The sequence below is a fragment of the Salipiger sp. PrR002 genome (genome assembly GCF_010500775.1).
GTDB lineage: Bacteria > Pseudomonadota > Alphaproteobacteria > Rhodobacterales > Rhodobacteraceae > Salipiger.
In genome coordinates this window covers 102,982-127,292 of sequence record NZ_JAAGOU010000004.1, presented here as the reverse complement: position 1 = coordinate 127,292, position 24,311 = coordinate 102,982, and the positions used below count along the sequence as shown (strand labels likewise).

Here is a 24,311-nt window from a genome sequence, read left to right as displayed (position 1 = left end):
CTGGCGTTTAGCCCGCGCGGGTCAGCATCCCAAACAGATCACGGGGATCGTCGGGGTCGGCCAGCAAGTCAAGCTGCTCGCAGAACGCCCCGCCCTCGACCAGCCGGTGCACATAGCGCAGCGCCGAGAAATCCTCGATCGCAAAGCCGACCGAGTCAAACAGCGTGATTTGCTTCGGCTCGCGCCGTCCGGCCACCTCGCCGCGCATCACCTGCCAAAGCTCGGTCACCGGATGATCTTCGTCCAGCTGCTGGATCTCGCCCTCGATCCGGGTCTGCTCGGGGTATTCCACGAAGATGTCCGAGCGCAGCAGAATATCGCGGTGCAGCTCAGTCTTGCCCGGGCAGTCGCCGCCGATGGCGTTGATGTGCACGCCGCTGCCGACCATGTTGTCGGTGAGGATCGTGGCATATTGCTTGTCGGCGGTGCAGGTGGTGATCACCTGCGCCCCTTCGACCGCCGCTTCCGGGCTGTCGCAGCGCACAACGTCAAAGCCCTGCGCCAGAAGGTTCCGCTCGGCCTTGTCGGTTGCCGCCGGGTCCACATCATAAAGCCGCAGGCGGTTGATCCCGCAGAGCGCGCGGAAGGCCAGCGCCTGAAATTCGCATTGCGCGCCATTGCCGATCATCGCCATGACCTCGGCCCCTTTCGGCGCAAGGTATTTGCCGACCAGCGCCGAGGTCGCCGCCGTGCGCAGCGCGGTCAGCAGGGTCATCTCGGTCAGAAGGATCGGATAGCCATTGGCCACCGACGACAGCACGCCGAAGGCAGTGACGGTCTGGAACCCCTCGCGCATGTTCTTGGGGTGACCGTTGACGTATTTGAAGCCGTAGTTTTCGGCATCCGCCGTCGGCATCAGTTCAATCACCCCGTCGCGCGAGTGGCTCGCGACGCGTGGCGTCTTGTCGAACTCGGGCCAGCGTTTGAAGTCATCCTCGATCACCTCGGCAAGGCCGGTGATGAAGGCTTCGACGCCATGGGCGTGCACCAGTTTCATCATGTTCTCGACCGACACGAAGGGCACGAAGGCCAGCGCCGAGGGTTTGAGATCGGAAGGGTTCACGGCCATCATCAGAAGCTCCGGGTCATACGGTCAAGCACGCGGCGGCCAAAGAGGCTCGCCGTCAGGTCGCACAGCAGTTTCGCCGTGCGCCCGCGCTCATCGAGGAAAGGGTTAAGCTCAACAAGGTCGAGCGAGCGCACCAGCCCGGAGTCCCCGAGGGTCTCCATGATCAGATGCGCCTCGCGGAAGGTGGCGCCGCCGGGCACGGTGGTGCCCACGGCGGGCGCAATGCCCGGCTCGAGGAAATCCACGTCGAAGCTGACGTGCAGCAGACCGTTCGCGGCCTTTACCTTTTCGAGAAAGGTTTTCAGCGGTGCCAGAACGCCGGTCTCGTCGATGGCGCGCATGTCGTGCACCTCGATCCCATGTTCCGAGATCAGCCTGTGCTCGGCCCGGTCGACCGAGCGGATGCCCATCATGCAGATGTTCTGGGTCGGCACGGCGGCGGCGAGCGGCGGGTAAGCGTCATTGCCAGACTGGCCAGTGAAATAGTTCACCGGGGTGCCGTGCAGATTGCCGCTTTCCGTGGTGTCGAGCGAATGCAGATCGGGGTGCGCGTCAAGCCAGAGCACAAAGAGCGGACGCCCCTGCCCTTGCGCGTAGCGCGCCATCCCCGCGACGGTGCCCGCGGACATCGAGTGATCGCCGCCCATGAAGATCGGCAGGTCGTGCGCGCTGGCGGCGTCGAAGGCGGCGGCTTCCAGCACCTCGATCCATGCGATGGTTTCGGCGAGGTTGTGGATCGCGCCATTGGCGTGTCCCCGCGGGGACACCGCGGGAATGCTGAGGTCGCCAAGGTCGGTCACCTGCCAGTCGAGCCCGGCCAAGGTCGGCTCGAGCCCGGCGGTGCGCAGGCTGGCGGGCCCCATCAGGCAGCCCGGTTGCGACGCGCCGGTCTGGATCGGGGCGCCGAGAAGGGAACAGGTTCTGGGCATGGTCTCTCCGTTATGCTTGCGCGCATGATGCCGCGAGTTGCTGACGAATGTGATCGTCAATGTGATCAAAACGCATTAGTATCTGCTCACTTTGTTCAGCATATGAGTCAAACCGTACAGCATGAGCCCGCTTCCGAAAACCGACCGTGCGATCATCGCCGCGCTGCGCGGCGACGCGCGCATGCCGATCACGCAGCTTGCCCAGACCGTTGGCATCTCGCGCACCACTGCGCGCGCCCGTCTCGAGGCGCTGGTGGCCGAAGGGCGGATCCGGCGGTTCACCATCGAGACCGATCAGGATGTGGAAGGCGAGGTGCGCGCGATCACCATGGTAGAACTGCAGGGACGGCTGTCGCGCAATGTGATCCGCACGCTGACGCGCATCCCCGAGGTCTCGACCATCCACGCCACCAACGGCGCATGGGATCTGGTGGTGGAGATTAGGACGGACTCGCTGGTGAATTTCGACCGGGTGCTGCGCGAGATCCGCGACGTGCCGGGGGTGCTCAACTCGGAAAGCAGCCTGCTTTTGGCGCATGTGTCGGGATGAAGCCGGACAAGCGCTGGCCCGTGGGGTGGCGCTGCGGCCTCGGAGGTCAGCACTTTATGTCAGGCAGATCCGACGAACCTCGATCCCCTGCGCTTCAATGAAAAAGCGCCAGCCCGCCCGGACGGGCCGGCGCTTGTCCGGCGGCGCTACGCGCCTTGTTCCGGACTTTCACCCTCAGAATCCTCCGACAGTGCCTTGAGACGGCGCAACAGTGCCGCGTCGCGGAAGGCGACGTCCTTGGCAAAGCTTTCCTCGGTCGGCGTGCCATAGGCCTCGGTCAGCATGGCGCGGGTTTCGGGATCAAGGCGCGCATCGCCCAGATCATCCCACCATGTCTCGACCGCCTCGCCGAGATGATCGAGGAAATGCCCCATGCCGCCGACGCCGCCCGCCAGCGCAAAGATCTTGCCCTGCCCGATGAAGGCCCACCGCTGGCCCGGGCCCATGGACGCCGCAAGGTCGATGTCCTGCATCGACGCCACACCCTCGCGCGCCAGATAGACGCTTTCACGCAGCACGGCAGCCTGCAGGCGGTTGGCGATGTGGCCAATCATCTCACGGTTCAGCTTGATCGGCACCTTGCCGACCGACTTGTAGAAGACCATCGCGGCCTCGACCGCCTCTGCCGAGGTCAGCTTGCCCGGCACCACCTCGACCAGCGGCACGAGGTGCGGTGGGTTGAACGGGTGGCCGACGACCAGCCGCTCGGGATGTTTCATCTCGGCCTGCAGCTCGCTGGGCATGATGCCGCTGGTGGACGAGGCGATGACGACCTCGGGAGCCAACGCGGATTCCAGCTTGGCGTAGGTCTCGCGCTTGATTTCGATGCGCTCGGGGGCGTTCTCCTGCACCAGCTCGGCGCCGGTGGCGGCCTCTTCGGGCGTGGCGAAGAAGCTCAGCGCCGCCTGCGCGTCCTCGGCGCTGCGGCCCGACGTCTGCCCGAGCGCTTCCATCGACGGCCATGCGGCGGTGACGAAGGCGCGCAGCTTCGCCTCGGCTCCCTCACCGGGATCGCTGGCGCGGACACTCAGTCCGGCACCGAGGAACAGCGTCGCCCAGCTGGCGCCGATGGTGCCCGTGCCGATGACGGCGACGGTCTGAGGGTTGGACGGGAAGGGCATGGGAAAACCTCTCGGATTCGGGAAATCGCGCATGGCTGGGCGGAAACCGCCTCGCTTGCGCGCACCCTAGCCGTTTGCGCGGCGGGGGAAAGACCCCTCGGAGGGATCGCCCCGCACCGCCACGCGCCATGCCGCCGCGTAACGGTCAAGCGCGCCTCGGTCCAAGGTCACCTCATGCGCCTGCACCGCGCTCGCCGGAGCCTCGCCTGCCGCCAGAAGCGCCGCGCCGATGCTGGTGCCGGTGGCCGAGGCAGAGCAGGCCACCTCGCGCCCCGTCGCCACCGCCAGCATGTCGAGCAGCAGCGCGTTGCGCGCAAATGGCCCCTCGACGACAACCGGCCCCTCGGCGCCGATCAGCGACAGGCACTCGGCGGTCATCAGCCCGAGGTAGAAGGCCAGCGCGGCCGACTTCTCGCCGGGCGACAACGCCTCGGTCCAGTCGCCGTGTCGTCCGGGGAACGGGCCCGAGCTGAGCTCGACCGAGGGCCGAAGATGCGCGCCCCGTGCCAAGACCGCGGCCACATCAGCGGGATCATGCGGCGCGATCTGCGCTTTCAGCAGATCGTATTCGCGCCCGCCCATGAAGCGCGCCGACGGGGTCGGCCCGCCATCCGCGTTGACGTTGATCAGCAAATCGCGCGCCGGATCGAGCGCAATCTGCCGCCCGCCCACCGCCATGGAGATCACCCATGTCCCGGTGGAGACCACCGCGAAGGGCTGCGGCAGGCTGCGCAGATGCGGCAGCAGCGAGGCGTTGGAATCGTGGATGCCCGACATCACGGGGGTGTCCGGCGCAAGCCCGGTGCGGGCGGCGATCTGCGGCAGGATGTGCCCGGCGCAATCGCTGGCATGATTGAGCGGCGCCATTTTCCCCTCGAGCCCCAGCGCCGCGACCAGCGGCGAGAAGCCCGCTTCGCGCGGCATCCACAGATCGGTGTGACAGCCAAGCGAGGTATATTCGCAGCCAAAGCGCCCGGTGAGCCTGCCCGACCAAAACTGCGGATAGGTCACCACCTGCGCCAGCCGGTCACGCAGGCCCGTCTGAGTTTCCAGCAGCCAGTGCAGCTGCGCCCCGGCATTGAGCCCCATCGGCAGCCGCGGCGAGCCGGTCCGCGCAAAGCCGGGCCGGATGGCGTCATATTGCTCGGCCAGATCGTCGGGACCTGTGTGTTCGTAATCCAGCACCGGGCAGGCAAGGCCCCCGGCGCTGTCGAGAAGCGCCAGCGAGGCACCATGGGTGGTGATGCTGATCGCGTCGATCCCCTGTGCGTCTTGCTGCTCGGCCTGAAGTTCGCTCAACCCGTCCAGCAAGAAGTCCCAGAGCCCGTCGATGTCGTAATGCGGATAGGGCCCGTCCGTCCGCACGGTGTTGGGCCGCGTCCGCACGGCAATCTCGGACAGGCTCTGCATATCGACCAAGGCCAGCTTGGCGTTGGTCTTGCCGATGTCCCAGACGGCGACACGGCGTGGAGGGGGCCGCCCGCTCATGGCAGATGGAACATCGGTTGCAGCGGCACGGCCAGCGGTTCGTTGTCAGGGTTGGTCTGCATGATATCGGCCATATGCGCCCACCAGCGCTGCATGACCTCGGTCTGCGGCAGCGCGTCCATGCCGTGATCCTCGCGCCGCCAAAGCACACCGAAGAGGTGGTTCGTCTCGGGGTCGAGGTGGATCGAGTAATCCTCGACGCCCGCGTCTTTCAGCAATGCGGCCAGTTCGGGCCAGATCGCATCGTGGCGGCGTTTGTACTCTTCGGCGCAGCCGGGGTTGAGCACCATGCGGAAAGCATATTTCTCCATCAGCGCCTCCACATCGCCCAGAGGCGCGGCAGGGCGATCACCCCGATCAGCAGCGCGCCGATGAAGATCGACATGACGATGCCCGGCACGTTCAAAAGCCCAAGCCCGAAGGTCACCAGCCCCATGACGAAGGCGGCGATCACCACGCCGGGGATCGAGCCCGAGCCGCCAAGGATGGACACGCCGCCCAGCACCACCATGGTCACCACCTCAAGCTCCCAGCCAAAGGCGATGGAGGGCCGGGTCGAGCCGAGCCGCGAGGTCAGGCAGATCGCCGCGACGCCCGACATGAGCCCGGTCAGCAGGAAGAGGATGAACTTCACCCGCGCGACGCGGATGCCGGAAAAGCTGGCGGCGGTGGGATTGTTGCCGATGGCATAGACCATGCGGCCAAAGTTGGTCCGATGCAGCAGCAGGTAATAGAGCACGGCGAGCACAGCGAAGAGCACGAACTCGAAGGAGATCACCCAAGCGACGTAGCCTTGCCCGAAAAAGGCGAACTCGGCCGGGTAGCCGCGGTAAGCGCCGTCGCCGAGCACGATATAGGAAATGCCGCGGAAGAGGCTCATCGTGCCGATGGTCACCACAATCGAGGGCAGCCCCATCTTCGTCACCAGCAGCCCGTTGACCGTGCCGCAGACCAGACCCGTGGCAAGGCCGATCAGCACCAGTTCGGGGGTGCCCGCCCCATATTGCGCGGCGGCGCCCATGGCGGTGGAGGCCAGCGCGATGATCGAGGCGACCGAAAGGTCGATCTCGCCGCTGATGATCAGCAGCGCCATGGCAAAGGCGATCATCGCCTTTTCGGTGAAGTTGAAGGTGGCGTCGCTGAGGTTCCACGCGTCGAGGAAATAGGGCGAGGCGAAACTGTTGGCGGTGAAGATCGCCACCGCCACGGCAAAAAGCAGCAGTTCCCAGCTTTTCAGCAACCGCTGGACCGGGCTGTGCAGCCGGTCGGGGATGTGGCGCGGGGCCGTCTTGTCATGATGGGTATCTGTGGGCCCGTTTTTGGCCGCGTCGCCCTTCGCGATGATAGCGCTATCGGTCATGCGTGGCCCTCCGCTCGTTTGAGGATGATACGGCCTCTCGAGCGCCCCGAGCGGGCGTTGAACGCCACCGCGACGATGATCGCCGTGCCGGAGATGGCCAGTTGCCAGAAGGGGGAGATGTCGACCACCGGCAGGGCGTTCTTGACGATGCCCAGAAACAGCGCCCCGAGAAGCGTGCCGAGGATCGTCCCCGCCCCTCCGGCGATCGAGATGCCGCCGATCACGCAGGCGGCGACCACTTCCAGCTCGAACCCGCCGGCGATGTCCACATAGGCCACCGAGTAGCGCGCCACCCAAAGATAGCCCGTCAGACCGGCCAGCATGCCCGAGATGGTGAAGGCCATGAACTGCGTGCGGCCCACGTCGATGCCGGTGTAGACCGCCGCATGCGGGTTACCGCCCACGGCATAGAAGGCGCGGCCCAGCGGCGCGCGGGCGATGCCGATCAGAAACAGCGCGGTGACGGCGATGGCGATCCATGCAAGGACCGGCAGGCCCAGCAGGTTGGCCCGCGGAAAGCCGGTGAAGGCCGCGCTCATCTCATGCGCATTGACCCATGCGCCGCCGGAGATGACGAAGATGATGCCGCGGTAGATGGTCATCGTGCCCAGCGTCACCACGATGGGCGGGATGTTCAGCTTCCACACGAGCAGCCCGTTGAACATGCCCATGAGTGCGCCCATGGCGAGCGCGAGCAGCAGGATCACCGCCACCGGCACGCCGGGATAGGCGGCGTTGAGCATGGCGCAGACCATCCCGGTGAGCGCGAGATTGGCGGCCACCGACAGGTCGATGCAGCGGGTGAGGATCACCACGGTCTGCCCCAGCGCCAGCAGGATCAGCGGCGAGGTGTCGGTGAAGACCCGCACAAGATTGCCCGGCGCCACAAAGGCCGGAAAGCGGCTGGCGATCAGCGCGAGCAGCGCAAGGATGGCTGCGCAAAGGATCGCTTCGCGGGATTTCAGGAAGGTCGTCATTCACAGGCTCCCTGGTCTGGCGCAGAAACCAGAGGGCGGCTGGGGGCGCTGCCCCCTCTTCGCTGCGCGAATTCACCCCCGGCGTATTTGGAAAGAGAAGAAGCGGCATGGGCGGGCGCGCAGGTCATGGCTGCGCTCCGATCCCGGCGGCATGGCGGACGAGGTTTTCCGGGGTCAGCGCATCGCCCTCCAGCTCGGCGGCAATGAGGCCCTCGCGCATGACGATGACGCGGTCGGACATGCCCAGCACCTCGGGGATCTCCGAGCTGACCATGATCACCGACAGGCCCTGCGCGGCAAGTTCGGCCATGAAGCCATGCACGGCGGCCTTGGAGCCGATGTCGATGCCCTTGGTGGGCTCGTCTAGAATGATCACCTTGGGCTGGGTCGCCAGCCATTTGGCGATCACCACCTTCTGCTGGTTGCCGCCCGAGAGATTGCCGACGTCCTGATCCAGCGCGGCGGCGCGCAGATCGAGGCGTTCGGTATACTCGCGCGCGAGGGCAAATTCCTGCGACAGCCGCAGGAAGCCGCGGCGCGAAGTCTGCGCCAGCGAGGGCAGCGTGACATTCTGAAAGATCGGCAGGCCGATGACGGCACCCTGCTTGCCGCGATCCTCGGGGACATAGACGATGCCATTTTCGACCGCCTCGGCGGGCGAGCGGATCACCCGCACCTGCCCGTCGATGCGCACCGCGCCCTTGCTGGGTCTGGTCACGCCAAACAGCGCCTGCATCACCTCTGAGCGCCCGGCCCCCACCAGACCGTAAAAGCCGAGGATCTCGCCGCGGCGCAGGGTGAAATTGATCTTGTCGAACTCGGTGGGATGGGCGTAGCCCACCACTTTCAGCACCTCATCGCCGACGTTATGGGCGCGCTGCGGAAAGATCTGATCCACCGAGCGGCCCACCATCAGGCGCACCAGTTCGGCCTCATCGACCTCGGAGATAAGACCCGAGCCCACGTGCTGGCCGTCGCGAAAGACCGTGTAGCGGTCGGCGATGCGGAAGATCTCGTCGAACTTGTGGGAGATGAAGAGGATCGCGCGGCCCTCGGCGCGCAGCCGCTCGACCAGTTCATAAAGCTCTTCGATCTCTTTGTGCGACAGCGCGGCGGTGGGCTCGTCCATGATGACCACGCGTGCGTCCACCGAAAGCGCGCGGGCGATGGCCACGAGGTGTTTCGAGGCGATGCCAAGCTCGCGCAGCGGCATGTCGGGATCGAGATCGGCGTCGATGCGCGACAGGATCTCCTGCGCGGCCTTGCGCATCTTCGGCCAGTCGATCAGCCCGAAACGGCCGCGCGGCGCATGGCCGATGAAGATGTTCTCGGCGACGGAAAGCTCGTCGAAGAGCACCGTCTCCTGATGGATCGCGGTGATCCCGGCGGCGGTGGCGTCCTGCGCGGTGGCGAAATGCACCGGCGCGCCGCCAAGGGTGATGGTGCCGCCATCGGGCTGATAGATGCCGGTGAGCGTTTTCACGATGGTCGATTTGCCCGCGCCATTCTCGCCCACCAGCGCGGTGACCTGACCGGGGTAAAGCTCGAGCGTGACGCCGTCGAGCGCCTTCACGCCGGGAAATGTCTTGGTGATCCCCTCGAGCCGCAGCACGGGCGCGGCATCGGCCGACGCTGCTGCGACGGGCGGGGTGGTGAGGCTGACTTGCATCGAGGCCCCCGGGTTCATGGGTTTGGGTGCAACCCCGGCGCTGCGGCGCGCCGGGGCCAGACTCTGCGCCGGGTTCAGGCGCGGATCAGAAGATGCTCTTGAACTCGTCGATATTGCTGGCGTCGTAGACGAAGGGATCGGCCATGGCGCCCTCATTGTTGTCATCGAGGGTCAGCGTTCCCATGCGGCCCATGGGGATCTCGGCCCCCGGTGCGGCCTCGGCGTCGCCGGTGGCCAGCTCATAGGCGAGATAGGTGGCCGAATAGCCCAGATCGATCGGGTTCCAGATGGCAAAGCTTTTCGACGCGCCGCTCTCGATCGCGCCCGCCATCTCGGACGGTAGGCCAAGGCCGGTGACATTCACCTGCCCCACTTTGCCCGCGTCTTCGACCGCACGCGCGGCGGCGACGATGCCCACCGAGGTCGGCGCGATGATCGCGTCGAGGTCGGGATAGGTCTGCATCAGGCCCTGCGCCTCGCGATAGGATTTGTCGGCAAGATCGTCGCCATAGACCGTGGTCACCACCTCGATGCCCGGATAGTCGCCCATCACCTTGTTCATCTCGTCGATCCAGATGTTCTGGTTCGTCGATGTGGTGGTGGCCGAGAGCACCGCGACCTCGCCACCGTCGGGCAGGTTGTCGGCGGCGAGCTTGATGATCATATTGCCGATGAGCGGGTTCGACGAAGGGTTGAGATGCAGCTGCCGCCCCTCGGGCGCGACGCCGCTGTCCCATGAGATCACCGTGATGCCGCGCTGCATCGCCTTCTTGAGGGCGGGCACCAGCGCGTCGGTGTCATTGGCCGAGACCGCGATGGCGTCCACGCGCTGTGCGATCAGCGAGTTGATCACCTCGATTTGCCCTTCGGCGGTGGTGTCGGTGGGACCGGTGTAGATCACCTCGACATTGCCAAGCTCGCTGGCCGCCTCCTCGGCGCCCTTGGCGGCGGCCTCAAAGAAGCCGATGCCGAGCGCTTTCACCACCAGCGCGATGCGGACATTGTCCTGCGCCTGCGCGGCACCGCCCGCCAGCATCAGCGCCGCAAGCGCCGTGCCTCCGAAAATCCGTCTCGTAATGCCCATTGTCTCCTCCCTAAGTTATGAGCCGTTCCCTATGTGCCGCGGCGGTTACCCCGCCCCGGCGTCTCGCACTCGACCGGTCTGCGCCACGATCAGCCGGATCTCGGCTGCCTCCAACATCGAGGCGGTGCGGTCGGAAATGCCTTCATCGGTAATCACGATGTCGATGCGCTCGAGCGGGCAGAGCACAAGGCTCGAGCGGTTGTCGAATTTCGAACTGTCGACCAGCACGACCAGTTCGTCAGCCTGATCGATGAGCTTCTCTTCGGCCTGAATCAGCAGCGGGTCGGCCTCCATCAGCCCGATGGGCCCCAGCGCGTGGGCCCCCATGAACATCCGCTTGGCATAATAGTGCCGCGTCATGTCGCTCGCGAAGGGCGACAGGATGATGTTCTGTTCGCGGTAGAGCGCGCCACCGGGCAGCATCACCGTGTTCTTGGAATTCTTCAGCAGATGTTCGGCGATGGGAAAGCTGTTGGTCAGCACCTGCAGCCGGCGATTGGCCAGCGGGTGCACCATCTGAAATGTGGTTGTCCCGCCGTTAATGATGATCGCCTCGCCATCATCGCAGAGCGCCACGGCCTCGCGGGCGATGGCCTGCTTCTGATCGCTGTTGATCGCCTGATTCACCGCGAAGGTGCGCCCGGCCAGTCCCGGCAGCGGCGGCGGGGTCAGCGCCTCGGCACCGCCACGGACACGGCGCAGCCGCTTGGCGGCATGCAGCGTGGCAATGTCGCGGCGGATCGTCGCCTCGGAGGTGCCGGTCAGAGACACGAGTTCCGAGACCGTCACGATCGGCCGCTCCTGCACGGCAGACAATATGATCCTATGGCGCTCGGTTTCGTGCATCGGGTCCTCCTGTTCCGCTCAGATTGGACGAATCCCCCATCAAGTCAATCACGTTTTTTCATTTTCGATCATACTACGCCGCAGCATGATTGATTTTGATTGTTTGTGGTTGACAGAATGGGAGCAGCGCCGCAGCTTTCAGGGCGAGGAGGCGGCCATATCGGACCGCGACATTGGGAGGACACCATGCTGACACGGGCCAAGGACCGCCTGCAAAATCTGTGGGATAGCGACAAGGCGGCGGCGATGAGCGAGCCGGAAAAGCTGCTCTACCGCTCGAACCTTCTGGGGTCGGACAAGAGAATCACCAATTACGGCGGCGGCAATACCTCGGCCAAAGTGATGGAACGCGATCCGCTCACCGGGGACGAGGTCGAGGTGCTCTGGGTCAAAGGCTCTGGCGGCGATGTCGGCTCGATGAAGCTGGACGGGTTTTCGACCCTCTATATGGACAAACTGCGCGCGCTGAAGGGTGTCTACCGCGGCCCCGAGCACGAAGACGAGATGGTCGGCTACCTGCCCCATTGCACCTTCAACCTGAACCCGCGCGCGGCCTCCATCGACACGCCCCTCCACGCCTATGTCCCCCGCGCGCATGTGGACCACATGCATGCCGACGCGATCATTGCCATCGCCGCCTCGACGGAATCGCAGGCTCTAACGCGGGAGATCTTTGGCGACCGCATCGGCTGGCTGCCATGGAAGCGGCCCGGCTACGAGCTTGGCCTCTGGCTCGAGACGTTCTGCCGCGAGAACCCCGAGGCGGAAGGCGTGGTGCTGGAAAGCCATGGTCTTTTCACATGGGGCGATACCGCCGAGAGCTGTTACGCGACCACCATCGGGATCATCAACGAAGCCATCGCATGGCTCGAAGAGAAGACCTCGGGCACTCCGGCCTTCGGCGGTGCCAAGCACCAGAGCCTCGCCCCGGAAGCGCGCCGCGAGGTGGCGGCCGCGCTGATGCCCGCCATTCGCGGCATGGTGTCCGGCAATCAGCATATGGTCGGGCATTTCGACGATCAGGAGGCGGTGCTGGAGTTCGTCAACGCCCATGCGCTCGAGACGCTCGCCGCCATGGGCACCTCCTGCCCGGACCACTTCCTGCGCACCAAAATCGCGCCCCTGGTTGTGGCATTCGACCCTGAAAACCCCGATATAGACTCTGTTCTTGCCGAATTGCCTGCGCAGGTCGAGGCCTACCGCGACGCCTACACCGCCTATTACGAGCGCTGCAAGCACCAGACCTCCCCTGCCCTGCGCGACCCCAATGCGGTCGTCTATCTCATCCCCGGCGTCGGCATGATCACCTTCGCCAAGGACAAGGCGACGGCGCGCATCTCGGGCGAGTTCTACGTGAACGCGATCAATGTGATGCGCGGCGCCTCTGCGGTCAGCGACTATCAGGGCCTGCCCGAGCAGGAGGCCTTTGATATCGAGTACTGGCTGCTGGAAGAGGCCAAGCTGCAGCGCATGCCGAAGCCCAAGTCGCTCGCGGGGCGTGTCGCGCTGGTCACCGGCGGCGGCGGCGGTATCGGCGCGGCCACGGCGGAGCGCCTGCTGCGCGAAGGGGCCTGCGTGGTGCTGGCCGACATCGACATCAGTGCCGCAGAGAGGGTCGGCGCCGAGCTTTCCAGTCTCTATTCAAGCGATGTCGTGCGCTCGGTCGCCATGGATGTGACCCGCGAAGACGCCGTCGCCCGCGCCTATGCAGAGACCTGTGTGGAGTTCGGTGGCGTCGACATTCTGGTGTCGAACGCGGGCATCGCTTCGTCTGCGCCGGTGGAAGAGACCTCTCTGGCGCTCTGGTCTCGCAATATGGACATCCTGTCGACGGGCTATTTCCTTGCCTCGCGGGAGGCGTTCCGCCTGCTGCGCAAACAGGGCCTCGGCGGCGCGCTGGTGTTCATCGGCTCGAAGAATGGGCTTGCCGCCTCGCCCAACGCCTCGGCCTATTGCACCGCCAAGGCGTCGGAATTGCACCTCGCCCGCTGCCTCGCGCTGGAAGGCGCCGAGCATGGTATCCGCGTCAATGTGGTGAACCCCGACGCGGTGCTGCGTGGCTCGCGCATCTGGGAGGGCGAATGGCTCGACCAGCGCGCCTCGACCTATGGCACCGACAAGGCGGGGCTCGAAGAGATGTATCGCAACCGCTCGATGCTCAAGCGCTCGGTGCTGCCCGAGGATATCGCCGAGGCGGCCTATTTCCTCGCCTCTGACCTCTCGGCAAAATCCACCGGCAACATCCTCAACGTCGATGCCGGCAACAAGGAAGCCTTCACAAGGTAAGGCTCTGTTTCGGCCAAAACTGTGTTTGATACGGCGGCGGGGCGAGCGTCTCGCCCGCCAGCAGCCGCCACGGGAGAGGCGGCATGGGAGGGATTTCATGATTAGCAGCGATCTGATCGCCACGCAGAACGAGGGGCGCGCCGATGCGCTCAAGTTCGACTACGAAATGCTGGGCGCGCAACTCGCCCGGCGCGGGGTCGATATCGACACTATCAAGCGCAAAGTAGGCTCTTATGGCGTGGCTGTGCCCAGTTGGGGCGTGGGCACCGGCGGCACGCGTTTCGCCCGCTTTCCCGGCGGAGGAGAGCCGCGCGACATCTTCGACAAGCTCGACGATTGCGGCGTCATCCATCAGCTCACCGCCGCGACGCCCAGCGTCTCGCTGCACATCCCGTGGGACAAGGCGGACCCTGCGGCGCTGCGCCAGAAAGCCGCCGCGCTGGGGCTTGGCTTTGACGCGATGAACTCAAACACGTTTCAGGACCAGCCCGGGCAGGCTCTGAGCTACAAGTTCGGCTCGCTGTCGCACACCGATCCGGCGGTGCGCGCGCAGGCTGTGGAGCACAATCTCGAATGCATCGAAATCGGCGAGGTGCTTGGGTCGAAGGCCCTGACTGTGTGGATCGGTGATGGCTCGAACTTCCCCGGACAGACCGATCTGACCGCGCAGTTCGAGCGCTACCTCGGGTCCATGAAGGACATCTACAAGGCTCTGCCCGAGGACTGGCGGCTGCTGTCCGAGCACAAGATGTTCGAGCCCGCCTTCTATTCCACCGTCGTGCAGGACTGGGGGACGAACTATCTGATCGCCAAAGAGCTGGGCGATAAAGCGCTCTGCCTCGTCGATCTGGGGCACCATGCGCCCAACACCAATATCGAGATGATCGTGGCGCGGCTCATCCAGTTCGGCAAGCTGGGCGGCTTCCATTTCAACGACAGCAAATACGGCGACGACGACCTCGACACCGGCAGCATAGACCCGTTCCGGCTGTTCCTCGTGTTCAACGAACTGGTCGCGGCGGAGGGCAAGGAGGGCTTTGCGCCGGCCCATATGCTGGATCAGTCGCACAACGTCACAGACCCTATCGAGAGCCTGATTTCCTCGGCCAACGAGGTGCGCCGGGCCTATGCGCAGGCTCTGTTGGTGGACCGCCCTGCCCTTGCAGGCTTCCAGCAAGAGAACGACGCGCTGATGGCGGCGGCGACGCTCAAGGCCGCCTATCGCACCGACGTCGAACCGATCCTCGCCATGGCCCGCTTTGAGGCTGGCGCGGCGGTTGATCCGGTCGCCGCGTATCGGGCATCGAACTACCGCGCGAAGGTCTCTGCGGAGCGCCCGGAGGTCAGTGGTGCGGGCGGCGGGATCGTCTGAGACAGGGGTTTTTCGGGCTCTTTCCGGCTTCTGGGGCGCTTGCCCCCTGCCCGGCGGTGAAAACCGTCGGGTTTTTTGTTGTTTTACATGCATTTAAGGCCTGATATGAGCTTCGAATCGGCTCTAAAGTCCTGATTCGCAGTGATTTTGGCGCGAATCACCTGATTTTCCGCGTTTTCCATGACTCCCGGTATTGACGTTCCCGCATGCGGCTGAACCCGGTTCTAGCGGTGTGATCATGGGCCCGTTTTTCGGCTGCTCTGGGTTCGCCAGTTGCGCTGCAAATCGAAGCGGACACCCACCCCGCAGGACTGACATGGCGTGTTCGAACCCCCTGCCCGGCGACTCTGGGTAACCCATGGGTTACCCAGAGTCGCATTTGATGTCGCCCCCCACACCGGGAGGCAGCCTCAGTCACTGGCTAACGGGTCGTTGCCGGTGCCATCCGCCACAACAATCAGAATGCTCAGCGCCGCTCGCATCAAGGCCTTCAACCACACTCGCAATGCGCGCCCCTGACCTAAATCACACCTCCAAGCAAAAGGCCGGTAACCCATGGGTTACCGGCCTCTCATGCCTTAGTTTGTGGGCCGGGTTACCATCCCCTGCCCCGTAACCCGCGGGTTACTCGTCGCGCAGAACCGCCTCGAACGCCTCGACCGCCTTCTGCAGCCGCTTGCGGTCGACCGAGGAGAAATCGATCTCCGAGAGGATGCGGCACTCGCCCTTGCGCGCGGTCACTTTCGACAGGCCCACGTGAAATTCGTATTTCACGCTGCGCTGGCGCGGCGCCTGCTCGGCTTTGCCCTCGGACCGTTCGGCACTAAGAACGAACTTCTTCAGCACGTCTGTCTGCTCATCCACCGAGCTGACGTTCGACAGCGCCGATTTCAGCGAAGCAATCCGGCCCGGCGCGGCCTGCATCTTGCGCGCCACATCGACACCGAGATTGCGCGACACGGACTTCGGATACGGCAGCGCCTCGTCGAGATGCTCGAGAAGATAGACGAAGCTGCGGATGTAAGAGCGCTTCATCTTATGCAGCGACGCGTAAATGCGCCCGACCAGTTCCTCGGCCCCCATCCCGTCGAGCCCGGTGTCCTGCGCGGCGGTGATCGCGACCTGCGCCATCTCGGCGAAGCTGAGGTCCTCGCGGATCACGTTCTCTTCGACCATATCGATATACAGATCGATCCGCGTCCCCGCCTCTTCTGCGACGCGCGCCACGGCCTTGGCGAACCGCGCATCGCCGGTTTCCGTCAGCAGTTGCTGCAGCGCGGTCAGACGCCGCCAGCCTTTCTTGAGCTGAAAGCCGGTCTCGGTGCGATAGACCTCGATCGGTTCTTTCTGCCCACGCTCGCGGATCGAGGCCTTGAGTTCCTCCATCTCGTCGGACGCCGCGACGCTGGAGAGGTCCAGACGGTCGCGCGGAAGATCATCGGTGCGGATGTCTTCGAGCGGCACCGCCACCAGAACGCGGCCTTCTTCCTGCGCGAGCCGGAACGCCTTGGCGTCCGTGGCATTCTGACGGCGCTGCTCGACGAGGTTCTCGGTGCTCTCGGTCATGCTGCTCGCAGCTTCGCGCACCGCCGCGCCCATCGGACCGGGATCGCGGCGGCGCGGTTTGACCTGCGCGGGCTCGATGGGGCCGAAACCGAACTTGTTCTTGCTGCTCATGCCTCAACCTCTTCCTTCGCGCCTTTCGCTTCCCATGCGCGCAGCACCACTTCCTTGAACTCATCATAGGCAGAGTCGAAACTCTGCCGCGCGCGCTTCCACGTCTCGCGGGTCATCTGGCGGTAGTCCTGCTCATAGACCGATTGCTGGAAGCGGCCCGACTGTTCGACCGCGCGGGTCATCTCGATGGCGTGCTTGCAAACATCGGCACCAAAGACATTGCGGAAGGCATCCATCATCGCCACGTGCAGCGGGTTCGATTGCTCGAAGCGCGTCATCAGCAGGCGCACGTCCGCGAAGCGCTTGGGCAGGCGGATGCCCGCATCTTCGGCGACCTTGGCGAACCCGTCCGAGATATCCTCGAGCGCATCGCCAAGCTGGCCAAGGAAGCTGGTGGTGGAGTCATATTCCCAATAGCCGGGGCCCGAGGGGATATAGAGGATGTCCGCCGCGAAGGCCGCGTTCAGCGACTGGTAGCCGATGGCCGGCGGGCAGTCGAAGATGATTAGGTCGTATTGATCCTCGGGCAACTCATCGAGGTAGCGCGAGACGCAGCCGAAGAAGCTCCACGCTTTATGCATGGCGCGGTACTGCGCCGAGGCGAACTCGACGAAGGCGGCGTTGGCACAGGAGGGGATGATGTCGATGGTCGGCCAGGCGGTCTTTTGGATGAAGTCCTGGATGCGCTGCGCGCCGATCGACTGCACATCCTCAGGCAGCTCATCGGCGGTGGGGTAGGGGCAGTCCGCCGGGTCATCATAAGCGGCGGCGATCCGGTCCGCCTCGCGGCAGAGGTCGCGGCACATGATGCCCCAGACGGTGTTCCATTCCTTCACCTCGGTGAGGCCCATGGAGTGGGTCATCGTCGCCTGCGGGTCGAAGTCGATCACCAGCACGCGGTAGCCGTCGAGCGCGGCGGCATTGGCGAGGTGCTGGGCCACGACCGTCTTGCCAACGCCGCCCTTGAAGTTCGACACCGCGACGCGCATCGCGCGCCCGGCCGGGCGGTGGGGCAGCAGCGACTTGCCGCGGAAGCGCAGGCGGCGGCGCAGCTCATTGATCTCTTGCAGGGTGAACCACCGCTGGCGGCCATCCTCCTCGACAGAGCCCTGCGGCAGCGAGGGATCATCGGCCAGCTTCTTGCGCAGCGTGTCCGCAGGCACGTCGAACATGAAGTGGCTGATCTCCCAGATAGAGAAGGGACGCAGGATCTTTTCCTCTGCCGGGGAGAAGGTCGCGCGACGCACCGCAGCCTGCTGCGCGAGGCTGCGTTCGTTCATCGATTGAAGGTCTGTATGATCTCTCATGAGCCTGCTCGTGTTTTCTGTTACTGTCCTTTCAATAACGCGAATTGCAGAAAGGGCAAAACCCAGAGTCTCGATTTCTCGTATTTTCGCGAAGATTTTCAGATTTACGGGATTTCTGCGGCGGGTCAGGCACAGTTTTCGTGACACCCTCAGCCGGGAAGGGGCAGATATGGTGACAATCCCCCCTTGAAACGGTGTCAACATGCGTGTCACCCATTACCAATATACCGATTTTTTCCAAATAAATTTGGATTAGGGATCCCGTCCCGTATTTGAGCCCCCGTTGACAAACGACGGGAAAATCCAGCACTGTCGAAGCCAACGGGGAATCGGCCAATGAAGCCGAACCCAATCAGGCGGCAGAGCAGACGAGCATGGACTTCAAACGTTTTACGGGACCTCAGGCAGGGTCCCAGAAATATGACCTATTGACCGCCATAGCGGTGGCCGGGCTCAACGGATCGCCCGGATTCCAGACCTCGATGCTGCGGCTCGTGGCGCTCGTCACGGCGCGCTACAACTGGCGCAACGACGAGCTGACCGTGGGGCAGCGCGAAATGGCGCGGCTCTGGTCGGTGGACGAGCGAACCGTGAAGCGAGAGGTCAAACGGCTGACCAAGCTTGAAATCCTGCTGCAACTGCGTCCCGGCGTTCGGGGCAGGGTGGCGGCCTACCGGCTGAACTACGCAGAGATTTACCGGCTGAGCGAGCCGCATTGGGACAAGGTCGGCCCCGATTTCTCGGCCCGGATGGAGGTGCAGCAACCGCAGGACGCGCCACCCGCCGAAAAGGTCGTCCGCGTGGATTTCGCCGCGGCCCGCAGTGCCGAGCCCATGCCGCCCGCCGACACGCCGTGGCCGCGCACGCTCGCGCGGCTGGCACAAAGCGATCCGGGGCTCTATCGCAGCTGGTTCTCGGGGCTTGCGCTCGAGAGCTTCGAGAATGGCCTGCTGATGCTCAAGGCGCCTTCGGCCTTCGCCGCGCAATACGTGCTGACGCATCACATGCGGCCGCTGCACGGCATGGCCCAACAGGAATTTCCCGGCCTGCGCCGGATCGAGATCGGCTCCTGAGCCTTCGTCTAGACGGAAAAATCCCCGGGGGAGTCGCCGCGTCAGCGGCGGCGGGGGCAGCGCCCCCGATGGTCCCAGGCTGGAAGCCCACACCAAGAGCGCCGCAACACGACGCTTTACAATAGTAATAAAGTAATACTTAATAACCTCAGGACCTGAGGAGAGGTCCAAGGGAGGAAATCATGAATATATTGAAAAGCTTGTTCGCAAGCGCCGCTATCCTTGTGCCTGCCGTTGCCCTTGCCGAGGGCGAGACCGTCGGCTTCAGCCAGATCGGCTCGGAATCCGGCTGGCGCGCCGCCGAGACCACGGTCACCAAGCAACAGGCCGAAGAGCGCGGGATCACCCTGAAGTTCGCCGACGCGCAGCAGAAGCAGGAGAACCAGATCAAGGCGCTCCGCAGCTTCGTGGCGCAGGGGGTCGATGCGATCCTGCTGGCGCCCGTCGTCGCTACCGGTTGGGAAGAGGTGCTGGAAGAGGCCAAGGATGCCGAGATCCCGGTGATCCTGCTCGACCGCAACATCGACGCGCCCGAAGACCTCTATATGACCGCCGTAACCTCGGATCAGGTGCATGAGGGCATGGTGGCCGGGAACTGGCTGGTGGAGGCCGTGGGCGATGCAGACTGCCCGGTGGTCGAGCTTCAGGGCACCACCGGATCGTCGCCCGCCATCTCGCGCAAGAAGGGCTTTGAAGAGGCCATCGCCGCGGCGGACAATGTCAGCATCACCCGCAGCCAGACCGGCGATTTCACCCGGGCGCAGGGCAAGGTGGTGATGGAGAGCTTCCTCAAGTCCGAGGGCGGCGAGAACATCTGCGCGCTCTATGCGCATAACGATGATATGGCCGTCGGCGCGATTCAGGCGATCAAAGAGGCGGGTCTGAAGCCGGGTGAGGACATCAAGATCGTGTCCATCGACTCGGTGCCCGACATCCATCTGGCGATGAAGGCAGGCGAGGCCAATGCCACGGTGGAACTGACGCCGAACATGGCGGGTCCGGCCTTTGATGTGCTGGAGGCTTATTGGAAGGACGGCACCATGCCGCCGAAGTGGATCCAGACCGAGTCCAAGCTCTACACCAGCGATGACGACAACGCGGCCATTTACGAGAGCAAGAAGGATCTCGGATACTGACGCTGCGCGGCGGGGGCGATGCCCCTGCCAAGGGCGCCTTCCGGCGGGGGCCGGGGGGCGCATTGCCCTGCAAGGGGGGCCCTGTTTCAGGGGGGAGGACACGGGATGGTCACGCCAGAACCGGTGCTGCACGCGCGCGGCATCAGCAAATTCTTTCCGGGCGCCATCGCGCTCGATGACGTCGAACTGGCGCTCTATCCGGGCGAGGTGCATGCGCTCCTCGGCGAGAATGGCGCGGGAAAATCCACGCTGATCAAATGCCTGACGGGAGCCTACACCCGCGACGGCGGCACGATCGCGCTTGCGGGCGCCGAGATCGATCCGCGCGATCCGCTGGACAGTCAGAGCCTCGGCATTGGCACGGTCTATCAGGAGGTGAACCTTCTGCCGAACCTGACGGTGGCCGAGAACCTCTTTCTGGGCCGCCAGCCGATGCGCTGGGGCATGGTCGATCACCGCAGGATGCGATCCGAGGCGCGCGAGGTGCTGCGCGACTACGGTCTCGACATCGACCCGAGCCGCCTTTTGGACAGCTATTCCATTGCCATCCAGCAGATCGTCGCCATCGCCCGCGCCGTCGAGCTTTCGGGCAAGGTGCTGATCCTCGACGAGCCCACCGCCAGCCTCGACCATGACGAGGTGCAGCTGCTGTTCTCGGTGATCGAGAGACTGAAGGGCAGGGGGCTGGCCATCGTCTTCATCACCCATTTCCTTGATCAGGTCTTTGCCATCTCGGACCGCGCGACAATCCTGCGCAATGGCCGGGTGGTGGGCACGCGGCGGCTTGCCGATGTCAGCCAGACCGAGATTGTCACGCTGATGCTCGGCCGCCAACTCGAGGCGGCGACCCATCACCGCGCGCAGTCCGAGCCGGGCGAAGTGCTTCTTTCTCTCAAGGGCTTCGGCAAGCGCGGCAGCATCGAGCCGTTTGACATGGACATCCGCGAGGGTGAGGTGGTCGGCCTTGCCGGGCTGCTCGGCTCGGGCCGCAGCGAGACCGCCAATGTGGTCTTTGGCGTGGTCGCGGCGGATCAGGGCACGGCAGAACTGCGGGGCAGGGGGCTGCGCATCACCAACCCGCGCGAGGCGATCCGCAACCGCTTTGCGCTCTGCCCCGAAGACCGCAAGACCGACGGCATCGTCGGCGACCTGTCGGTGCGCGAGAACATCATCCTGTCGCTTCAGGCGCGGCAGGGCTGGCACCGTCCCATTCCCCGCGCCAGGGCCGAGGAGATCGCCCAGCACTACGTGAAGGCGCTGGATATCCGCCTTGCCTCGCTCGACATGCCGATCCGGCTGCTCTCGGGCGGCAACCAGCAGAAGGCGCTGCTGGCGCGCTGGCTGGCGACCGAGCCCGAACTGCTGATCCTCGACGAGCCGACCCGCGGCATCGACGTGGGGGCGCACGCCGAGATCATCGCGCTGATCGAGGACCTGCGCGAGAAGGGCATGGCGCTGATCGTCGCCTCCTCGGAGATGGAGGAACTGGTGGCCTATTCGTCGCGCATCGTCGTGCTGCGCGACCGGCGGCAGGTGGGCGAGCTTTCGGGCGCCGAGATTTCCACCAAGGCCATCGTCGAGGCCATCGCGGCGGAGGACGCGGCATGATGACATCCACGCTGAGGCGGGTGATGCCGCAGATCATCATTCTGGCGCTGGTGCTGGCGGCCAATTTTCTGGTCTTTCGCGGGTTTTTCCACGTCGAGTTCCAGCACGGGCGGCTCTTCGGCAACTTGATCGACGTGCTCAACCGCGGCGCACCCACCGCGCTGTTGGCGACCGGCATGACGCTGGTCATCGCCACGCGCGGCATTGACCTGTCGGTTGGCGCGGTCATGGCCATCGCCGGGGCGGTCGCGGCCTCGGCCGTCACCGGCGGCGCGCATTGGACGGTGGCAGTGCTCATGGCGCTGGCGGCGGGCGCGGCCTGCGGGCTGTGGAACGGTGTGCTGGTGGCGATCTTTCGCATCCAGCCCATCGTCGCGACGCTGGTGCTGATGGTCGCCGGGCGCGGCATCGCCCAACTGCTGACCGAGGGCGCGATCCTCACGTTCAACGATCCCGGCCTGATCCGGCTGGGCGCGGGCACCATCGCCGCCGTGCCGACGCCGATCTGGCTGTGGATCGCCGTGGCCTGTGCTGTGGGCCTCGTGATCCGCCGCTCTGCGCTTGGCCTGCTGATCGAGGCCGTGGGGATCAACCAGACCTCCTCGCGCCTTGCCGGCATCAACGCGCGGGTGCTGCTGATCGCGGTCTATCTGGTTTCGGGGCTCTGCGCGGCGCTCGCGGGCGTCATCGTCGCCGCAGACATCAAGGGTGCGGATGCCAACAACGCCGGGCTCTGGATGGAGCTCGACGCGATCCTCGCCGTGGTCATCGGGGGCAATTCGCTGCTCGGCGGGCGGTTCTCGATCACCGCGTCGCTGCTGGGGGCGCTGATCATTCAGGGCGTCAACTCGCTGATCCTGCTGTCGGGCATGCCGGTGGAATTCAACCTCGTCATCAAGGCGCTGATCATCATCGCCATCCTCGTCATCCAAAGCCCGCGCGTGCGCCACAGCCTCTACCTGCTGCGTGCCTCGACCGGGCCGGTCCTGCGCGAACGGCCCAAGCCGGCGCGGCGGACCCAGCCAGAGGAGGGCCAGCCGTGAGCCAGTCCACCAAGCTTCCGCTTTACATCACGCTGGCGACCTTCGTGCTGGCCTTCGTCCTCTGCGCCGCGCAATACCCGGCGATGGCCTCGACGCGGGTGGTGGCCAACCTGCTGACCGACAACGCCTTCCTTGGGATCACCGCGGTCGGCATGACCTTTGTGATCCTGTCGGGTGGCATCGACCTCTCGGTCGGCTCGGTGATCGCCTTTACCGGGGTCTTCCTCGCGGTGATCCTGCGCGACACATCCATTCACCCGCTGGTGGCCTTCGCGCTGGTGCTGCTGATCACCACCGGCTTTGGCGCGGCGATGGGCGGGATCATCCACTACCTCGAGATGCCGCCCTTCATCGTCACGCTGGCGGGCATGTTCCTGATGCGCGGGCTGGCCTATGTGCTGTCGACCGAGTCCGTGCCGATCACCCATGAGTTCTATGATTGGCTGCAGTCGCTCTATTGGAAGGCGCCGGGCGGCGGGCGGTTCCGGCTCACCGGGGCGCTGATGCTGCTGACCTATGTGGCGGCGATGATCGTGCTGCACCGGACGCGCTTTGGGCAGAACGTCTATGCCATCGGCGGCTCGGCGCAGACGGCGCAGCTGATGGGGGTGCCGCGGGCCCGCACGACCATCGGCATCTATGCCGTCTCGGGCGGTTTGGCCGGGCTCGCGGGGATCGTCTACACGCTCTACACCTCGGCGGGCTACTCGCTGGCGACCGTGGGGGTGGAGCTTGATGCCATCGCCGCTGTGGTCATCGGCGGCACGCTTCTGACCGGGGGCAGCGGATTTGTCGCTGGCACTTTCTTTGGCATTCTGATCATGGGGCTGATACAGACGTATATCGTCTTTGACGGCACGCTTTCGAGTTGGTGGACGAAGATCGTGATCGGGGGCCTGCTGTTCGCCTTCATCATGCTGCAGAAGGGTTTGGGTTGGGCAACGACGGCGCGCATAAGGCATCTGACCGCATCAGACGCGCGATCATGACTTTGACGGCGGGCGGCGGTTTTTCTGACCGCGCCCAAAGCCATACCACCCATGTTGTCGACCAGCTTGGGCTGGCCATTGTCGCCGGGGAATATCCCGAACGCGCGATGATCCCGCTCGACCCGGACCTCGAAGAGATGTTCGGCGTGTCGCGCACGGTGATCCGCGAGGCGAAGAAGACGCTGATCGCCAAGGGGATGCTGGCCTCGAAGGCGAAGGTCGGCACGCGGGTGCAGCCGTCGTCCGAGTGGAACATGTTCGATCCCGACGTGCTGCGCTGGCATTCCGAGCAGAAGACGCCGGGGCGCTTCGTGCATGATCTCAGCGAGATCCGCCTGATCATCGAGCCCTCTGCCGCGGCACTGGTGGCCGAGCGGGCCGGGCCGGAAGAGCACAAGCGCCTTGCCGCGAGTTGCGAGGCGCTGGCGCAGGCCGAAAGCCGCAGCGCCTTTGCCATGGCCGATCTCGAGTTTCACAAGCTGATCCTGCAGCTTTCGGGCAACCGTTTCCTGCAATCGCTCGGGGATCTCGTGCAGGCGGCGCTTTATGCGCAGCTGATCGCGGAGGCCGAGGAGGCGCGCGATCCCGGAGATCTGGCGCGCAGCGTCGACAAGCATTGCGCCATCGTCGACGCGATCCGCGCCGGGGCGCCGGATGCAGCGCGGCGTGCGATGGAAAAAGTGGTGACCGATGCGCCCGCGGGCGGGGTGAAACGGGCGGGCTGATC

The 24,311-nt window shown here is 65.0% G+C and carries 21 protein-coding genes; 9 read left to right on the top strand and 12 right to left on the bottom strand.

The genetic code is table 11. The features are described from left to right. Window positions 1-7: 7 nt before the first annotated feature. Window positions 8-1,069 (bottom strand): ornithine cyclodeaminase, encoded by a 1,062-nt coding sequence (locus G0A00_RS05965; RefSeq protein WP_066110407.1) that lies wholly within the window; start codon window positions 1,067-1,069, stop codon window positions 8-10. 2 nt (window positions 1,070-1,071) lie between these two features. Beyond that, the gene (rocF, locus tag G0A00_RS05960; RefSeq protein ID WP_164179337.1) at window positions 1,072-1,998 is read right to left on the bottom strand and encodes an arginase; all 927 of its coding nucleotides are present in this window, start codon (window positions 1,996-1,998) and stop codon (window positions 1,072-1,074) included. 121 nt (window positions 1,999-2,119) lie between these two features. Between rocF and G0A00_RS05955 the strand changes: the two genes are divergently transcribed. Next, entirely contained in the window at window positions 2,120-2,548 is a 429-nt protein-coding gene (locus tag G0A00_RS05955; protein ID WP_066108342.1) for an Lrp/AsnC family transcriptional regulator, read from the top strand. Between the two features lie 146 nt (window positions 2,549-2,694). Here G0A00_RS05955 and G0A00_RS05950 read toward each other — a convergent pair whose 3' ends face one another. The 8 genes from G0A00_RS05950 to G0A00_RS05915 all read right to left on the bottom strand — a co-directional run bounded on the left by G0A00_RS05950 (window position 2,695) and on the right by G0A00_RS05915 (window position 11,093). Next, the gene (locus G0A00_RS05950; protein ID WP_164179335.1) at window positions 2,695-3,669 is read right to left on the bottom strand and encodes a 3-hydroxyacyl-CoA dehydrogenase NAD-binding domain-containing protein; all 975 of its coding nucleotides are present in this window, start codon (window positions 3,667-3,669) and stop codon (window positions 2,695-2,697) included. 66 nt (window positions 3,670-3,735) lie between these two features. Further along, window positions 3,736-5,157 carry an FGGY-family carbohydrate kinase gene (locus tag G0A00_RS05945; protein ID WP_164179333.1) on the bottom strand — a complete coding sequence of 474 codons (1,422 nt, stop codon included), beginning with the start codon at window positions 5,155-5,157 and terminating at the stop codon, window positions 3,736-3,738. Beyond that, a complete protein-coding gene (gene rhaM / locus G0A00_RS05940; RefSeq protein ID WP_164179331.1) occupies window positions 5,154-5,468 on the bottom strand; it encodes an L-rhamnose mutarotase in 315 nt (104 codons plus the stop codon). Before rhaM ends, G0A00_RS05945 begins: the two co-directional genes overlap by 4 nt. Further along, the gene (locus G0A00_RS05935; RefSeq protein ID WP_164179329.1) at window positions 5,468-6,517 is read right to left on the bottom strand and encodes an ABC transporter permease; all 1,050 of its coding nucleotides are present in this window, start codon (window positions 6,515-6,517) and stop codon (window positions 5,468-5,470) included. Before G0A00_RS05935 ends, rhaM begins: the two co-directional genes overlap by 1 nt. Further along, entirely contained in the window at window positions 6,514-7,494 is a 981-nt protein-coding gene (locus G0A00_RS05930) for an ABC transporter permease (protein ID WP_164179327.1), read from the bottom strand. Before G0A00_RS05930 ends, G0A00_RS05935 begins: the two co-directional genes overlap by 4 nt. Window positions 7,495-7,618: 124 nt before the next feature. Next, on the bottom strand, window positions 7,619-9,163 hold the full coding sequence (locus G0A00_RS05925; protein ID WP_164179326.1) for a sugar ABC transporter ATP-binding protein: 1,545 nt from the start codon (window positions 9,161-9,163) through the stop codon (window positions 7,619-7,621). Between the two features lie 85 nt (window positions 9,164-9,248). Beyond that, the gene (rhaS, locus tag G0A00_RS05920) at window positions 9,249-10,247 is read right to left on the bottom strand and encodes a rhamnose ABC transporter substrate-binding protein (protein ID WP_066108326.1); all 999 of its coding nucleotides are present in this window, start codon (window positions 10,245-10,247) and stop codon (window positions 9,249-9,251) included. 45 nt (window positions 10,248-10,292) lie between these two features. Next, entirely contained in the window at window positions 10,293-11,093 is an 801-nt protein-coding gene (locus tag G0A00_RS05915) for a DeoR/GlpR family DNA-binding transcription regulator (protein WP_164179324.1), read from the bottom strand. 186 nt (window positions 11,094-11,279) lie between these two features. On the opposite strand from G0A00_RS05915, the gene G0A00_RS05910 reads away from it, so the two are divergent. After that, a complete protein-coding gene (locus G0A00_RS05910) occupies window positions 11,280-13,379 on the top strand; it encodes a bifunctional rhamnulose-1-phosphate aldolase/short-chain dehydrogenase (RefSeq protein WP_164179321.1) in 2,100 nt (699 codons plus the stop codon). Window positions 13,380-13,476: 97 nt separating this feature from the next. Further along, on the top strand, window positions 13,477-14,751 hold the full coding sequence (gene rhaI / locus G0A00_RS05905; protein WP_164179319.1) for an L-rhamnose catabolism isomerase: 1,275 nt from the start codon (window positions 13,477-13,479) through the stop codon (window positions 14,749-14,751). 624 nt (window positions 14,752-15,375) lie between these two features. On the opposite strand, the gene G0A00_RS05900 is transcribed toward rhaI, so the two are convergent. Next, window positions 15,376-16,428: a ParB N-terminal domain-containing protein gene (locus G0A00_RS05900; protein WP_164179317.1), complete on the bottom strand. Its 1,053-nt coding sequence runs from the start codon at window positions 16,426-16,428 to the stop codon at window positions 15,376-15,378. Next, window positions 16,425-17,735 carry an AAA family ATPase gene (locus G0A00_RS05895; protein WP_157374215.1) on the bottom strand — a complete coding sequence of 437 codons (1,311 nt, stop codon included), beginning with the start codon at window positions 17,733-17,735 and terminating at the stop codon, window positions 16,425-16,427. The genes G0A00_RS05900 and G0A00_RS05895 overlap by 4 nt, the downstream gene beginning before the upstream one ends. Before the next feature lie 374 nt (window positions 17,736-18,109). On the opposite strand from G0A00_RS05895, the gene G0A00_RS05890 reads away from it, so the two are divergent. The 6 genes from G0A00_RS05890 to G0A00_RS05865 all read left to right on the top strand — a co-directional run bounded on the left by G0A00_RS05890 (window position 18,110) and on the right by G0A00_RS05865 (window position 24,309). Next, window positions 18,110-18,808: a DnaA N-terminal domain-containing protein gene (locus tag G0A00_RS05890; protein ID WP_164179315.1), complete on the top strand. Its 699-nt coding sequence runs from the start codon at window positions 18,110-18,112 to the stop codon at window positions 18,806-18,808. Window positions 18,809-18,990: 182 nt separating this feature from the next. Next, a complete protein-coding gene (ytfQ, locus tag G0A00_RS05885) occupies window positions 18,991-19,944 on the top strand; it encodes a galactofuranose ABC transporter, galactofuranose-binding protein YtfQ (protein ID WP_164179313.1) in 954 nt (317 codons plus the stop codon). Between the two features lie 105 nt (window positions 19,945-20,049). Then, window positions 20,050-21,552 carry a sugar ABC transporter ATP-binding protein gene (locus G0A00_RS05880; protein ID WP_164179311.1) on the top strand — a complete coding sequence of 501 codons (1,503 nt, stop codon included), beginning with the start codon at window positions 20,050-20,052 and terminating at the stop codon, window positions 21,550-21,552. After that, on the top strand, window positions 21,549-22,595 hold the full coding sequence (locus G0A00_RS05875; RefSeq protein ID WP_164179309.1) for an ABC transporter permease: 1,047 nt from the start codon (window positions 21,549-21,551) through the stop codon (window positions 22,593-22,595). Before G0A00_RS05880 ends, G0A00_RS05875 begins: the two co-directional genes overlap by 4 nt. Next, window positions 22,592-23,584 (top strand): galactofuranose ABC transporter, permease protein YjfF, encoded by a 993-nt coding sequence (gene yjfF / locus G0A00_RS05870; protein ID WP_066108296.1) that lies wholly within the window; start codon window positions 22,592-22,594, stop codon window positions 23,582-23,584. The genes G0A00_RS05875 and yjfF overlap by 4 nt, the downstream gene beginning before the upstream one ends. Next, window positions 23,581-24,309 (top strand): FadR/GntR family transcriptional regulator, encoded by a 729-nt coding sequence (locus G0A00_RS05865; protein WP_066108293.1) that lies wholly within the window; start codon window positions 23,581-23,583, stop codon window positions 24,307-24,309. Before yjfF ends, G0A00_RS05865 begins: the two co-directional genes overlap by 4 nt. Window positions 24,310-24,311 lie beyond the last annotated feature (2 nt).